Genomic DNA, 4060 nt, shown 5'->3' with positions numbered 1-4060 from the left:
CTATTTATGAATGTCTGAATGATGCCCATCTGAAACATAAAAAAGAACTGGATTCCTTGCTGACTCTACGATTTCAGAAGTTTAATAAATCTCAGATTATGAACGTCTAAAGTATATTAACCCCATCAAACTTCATCACTGTATTGTCGATATTGCCAATGGGGGCCGTACAACCCCACCAATTTGCCCCCGATACCGTGGCCTTATTGCCATTACCGGAATGGTCGCGCACTTCCACTCCTGTGGCTTCATTCATGGGATAGTAAGCCAATAAACCTGGTTCGTTACCACTAAGCAAGGTTTTACTGTTGACGGCAATTTCATCGTCACTTAGGGCAACTACCCAAATACGAACTTCGGCAACTTTTCCAAAAGGTTCCCAACCTTCCTTACGGTTACCAATAAACGCAACATTGTTCTTAGCTTTCAGACTAGCTTTCTTAAGGTCTTCAACCTTTTTCTTAGCGGCATCATTGGAGTTTTTCGTCAGATTCTGCTCGGCATCTTTTAGGGCTTTTGCTTTCACATCACCCACTTTTTTGCCATCAATATAAAACAGAGTCGTATCTCCCCGACCGACGGCAGCGATATGATGCCATCCCTCGGTTAACAACTCCATATTGAAACCGCTATCGTAAAAGTTATTCCCCAAGGAATCATTGGTCAGATAAGTCCCTAACTGTTTACGATTTCTGACAAGAAGGATGTGATGATCCACATCGTTGCCTCGGATTAAGGTATTCCATTCTCCTAAATCAGGTAATGGATAAACAAACCAAGCTTCAACACTCCAGTCATCTGCAAGATAAAAGGGTTTATTTAAGGTAACGATACTGTTGCTGTTGCTAAAGTTCAAACAGGCCCGTTGAGCATCAGGAATCCACTGTTCAAAAGTAGCATTTTTGCTGTCTGCGGTAGCATCATAGTTCGTTTGTCGCATCCGTCCTGCGCGGTCAAAATAACTCAATTGGACATTGCCTTCACAAGTTTCAATGGCATTGAGGCGGCTGGCAGGTTGCACAAAACCAAGTAACGATCCTTGAGTCACTAACCCCTTGCTATCTTTAGCAACTTCGGGCATAGTTGGGGGCTTTGCCTGAGTGTTTTTGACAGCAGTGAGGAAGGTAGTGTTCAGGGTGTTGATACTTGTTTGAATGCTGGTGAGGTCACGATTAACCGATACTAGGCGAGTTCTCCATCCTTCTTCCTTATTTTTACCCTCCTTTAGTATTTGCTCGAGTTGGTTTAATTCAGTCCTTGCTAGACTAAGTTGTTGGCGTATTTCTTCCAAATTTCGATAAGCCCTTTCTATCTTATCATTGGTTTGCTCTTTTGTTGGTTGTAATTTCCACTTAGTCCAATTATCACCATAAGAAGAGATCATTTCTATCAATACATAATCGCCACTCATGTGTTCACAAAACCGACCTGTTTGCTTATTTTGGATATAGTAATATCCCCCGCCTGCATCCGTAAATTTCCACTTAGTCCAATCATCACCATAAGCAGGAAGCATCAATAAAATGGACTTTATGAAGGAAGTTGTCTGACAAAACAAACCTGTTTGCTTATGTTGGATATAGTAATATCCCCCGCCTGCATCCAGAAATTTCCACTTAGTCCAATCATCACCATAAGAAGAGATCAATTCTACGCTTGCGGCGTTGCTGCTGTCAAGCTCCAGGTGTTCCCAAAACAAGCTTGTTTGTTTATGTTGAATAAAACACCAATAATTCAAAGGGTTATTCAGGGCATCATTGTAAATTTGATTGAGATTTCCTTCTTGGGATACAAAAGCTGAAACGTCAAGCTTTAATTGATTGACACGGTTTCGTGTTTCTTCGAGATTTTGTAATGCAGCAAGTTTTGCGTCTAACTCTCGCTTTTCTTTGAGCAGAACAATTTCCTCTTTCTCTTTCACCTCCAGTTCTTTTAACTTCACCGCTAAGGTGGCATGGTTATCCACCAAAGTTGTCAAAGTCACATCGTCTGTGTATTTCGCTTCCGTAATACTATCGGATAAGAGGCGAATCTGGTGTTTGCGAATTTCCAGCGATTGCCAATTTCCTTTAACATTGGCAATTTCAAAGGAACGTAACACACTGACTTCATCGGGAATTGTCACATTACAGGAAGCACGATACCAACCATTACCCAAGACTTCAAACTTATTTTGTACCGCCGAAATGGTCTTTTTATCTTCGGCACTGCGGCTGGTTTTTCCCCAATAGGAAAAGGTAAAAATCTTCGTGCCAATATTTTTATCATCGGCATTGTCTAAATTAACCGAATTGGCTGGGTTAACTTTAAACTCAAAACTTTCCTCATAAGTTGCCCGTTCGCTGACGGCAAATAGCTCAGAATTGCTATATTTAACCGCTGCGGTTCCTCCGGCAAGATTGCGGTTGAGAGTTGCCGCACTAACATACGGTTCACCATAGACAGTGCCGTCATTGCCGTTCACAGAAAAGTCAACTACTTTGCCTTCGGAGATACCACCTAAGCGCCAATACCCCACTAAACCGACTTCTTTTCCTGTCAGTTGTAGGTACATACTATTTTTAATGTCTTCAGCAGTCCGGGCTATTTTCCAAACACGGAGATCGCTAATTTTGCCTTGAAAATAGCTATCACTAGACCAATTACTGGGAGCGATATAATTTTGAGTCCGCTTAATGGTTTTAGGAAGGTGTAGAGAGCTAGTTTGAATGACTTCACCGTTTTTGTAGAGGGTACCCTGACCATTCAACCCGTCAATAGTGGCCGCTAAGTGTATCCATTTTCCAGTTTCCAACACTCCTAGCGATGCGGGTCCAATACCACCTTGTAATTTTTGTCCTTCGAAGATATGGTTCTTCGGTTTGTGTTATGCAATGGACGGGGCTGCGATTTTTGCCAATTGTTTTCAATCTAGAACGAGCTAATCAATTAAGTCCCTTGCCAGATAAGGATTTAGCCGATTTCTGCCCCCTGATCGAACCATACCAAGTAACGAAGAACCGAAGATATTAAGGTAGATTGTGCCTCTGCCGCCATTGGCAAGATTAGCAAATATAATATTATCTACCCCTGCTCCATTCCCAAAATCAATAATTCGGGAATTTGATTTCAAACTGTCATACCAAACCCAAGCTTCTACTGTGAATCCCTCGGAGAAATTGTGATTCATTTCGGGTAGAGAGATATAATCATCCACCCCATCAAATACGATTCCCCGTCGCTTTTGGGATACCAATTTTACGTTGACAGCTTCTCCCATTGCCCATTTGCGTTCAATTACAAAATGGGTGTCATCAATCTTTTGAACGGGGTAGGTGTCGTTGTAGTCTTCTGTACCGGTAATTTGGACTTGATCGCCATTTTGCAAACCATGATTAGCACAGGTGACTCGTAATTTGCCATCGGCGGTTTTTTGATAAGCGGTAATCATGCCATCAAAAATCAAACCACCTTCTTCTTGGTCTTCTCTTTCCCAATAACCCAATCCGCGATCTAAGGGGATGTCAATATCAAACGTATCTTGATCTACTTTAATCGTCGGATACAACCCTTGATAATCGCTGGTGCCGCTGATTTTTACCAAATCGTAATTGGCTAATTTTGAAGCACCGCCATCGGTGGATATTTTAACTAAATCTTCGATATCTTCCTCATCAGTTCCTGCGGCGAATCCGCTAATAATTCCTTGGGGAGGAGGGGTTGTGTCACCTATTGCTTTTATTTCATCTAAGGTGTTTAAGGGTAACAAAACTTCTCGCTGACGACTGCGAATAAGCTTGCTATCGGGGTTTTTGTTAATTTCTCCTAAAGTACCATCCCCGGCGATGGCAAAACTGAAAACGGCTGCCCCTTTATCTGTGGGAATTGCTAACATTAATCGCGTGGCAGTTTTCAACAGTTGTTCTTCCCCAGACTGGGTTTCTTGCGCCTGTTGTAAATCGTATTTAGGGTTTGCTGAATAAATCTAAAAACCTTACAGGAAAGGGCTTTTAGCTTGATTGAGAGCTTCCCAAATGCACTTAAATCTGCTAGAATCTCTTAAAACCCTTGCATCACCCTT

The 4060-nt window shown here is 42.0% G+C and carries 2 protein-coding genes and 1 pseudogene; 1 reads left to right on the top strand and 2 read right to left on the bottom strand.

Features of this window, described 5'->3' with window-relative positions; genetic code table 11:
- Positions 1–110 (top strand): annotated as a pseudogene (locus EWV60_RS00700) (IS630 family transposase); the annotation flags it as partial.
- Here the strand turns inward: EWV60_RS00700 and EWV60_RS00695 are convergent.
- Both EWV60_RS00695 and EWV60_RS00690 read right to left on the bottom strand, forming a co-directional pair.
- Complete coding sequence (locus EWV60_RS00695) at positions 107–2794, bottom strand: LamG-like jellyroll fold domain-containing protein (RefSeq protein ID WP_287230244.1); 2688 nt, start codon at positions 2792–2794, stop codon at positions 107–109. The pseudogene EWV60_RS00700 and the gene EWV60_RS00695 sit on opposite strands and share 4 nt — an antisense overlap.
- A gap of 126 nt (positions 2795–2920) precedes the next feature.
- Positions 2921–3895 (bottom strand): LamG-like jellyroll fold domain-containing protein, encoded by a 975-nt coding sequence (locus EWV60_RS00690; protein WP_287230242.1) that lies wholly within the window; start codon positions 3893–3895, stop codon positions 2921–2923.
- Between the last annotated feature and the right edge of the window lie 165 nt (positions 3896–4060).

Origin of the sequence: Microcystis sp. Msp_OC_L_20101000_S702 (genome assembly GCF_007095705.1) — a bacterium.
Classification (GTDB): domain Bacteria; phylum Cyanobacteriota; class Cyanobacteriia; order Cyanobacteriales; family Microcystaceae; genus Microcystis; species Microcystis ichthyoblabe_A.
The sequence above is the reverse complement of the archived record's forward strand: the minus strand, read 5'-3'. Positions and strand labels throughout refer to the sequence as shown.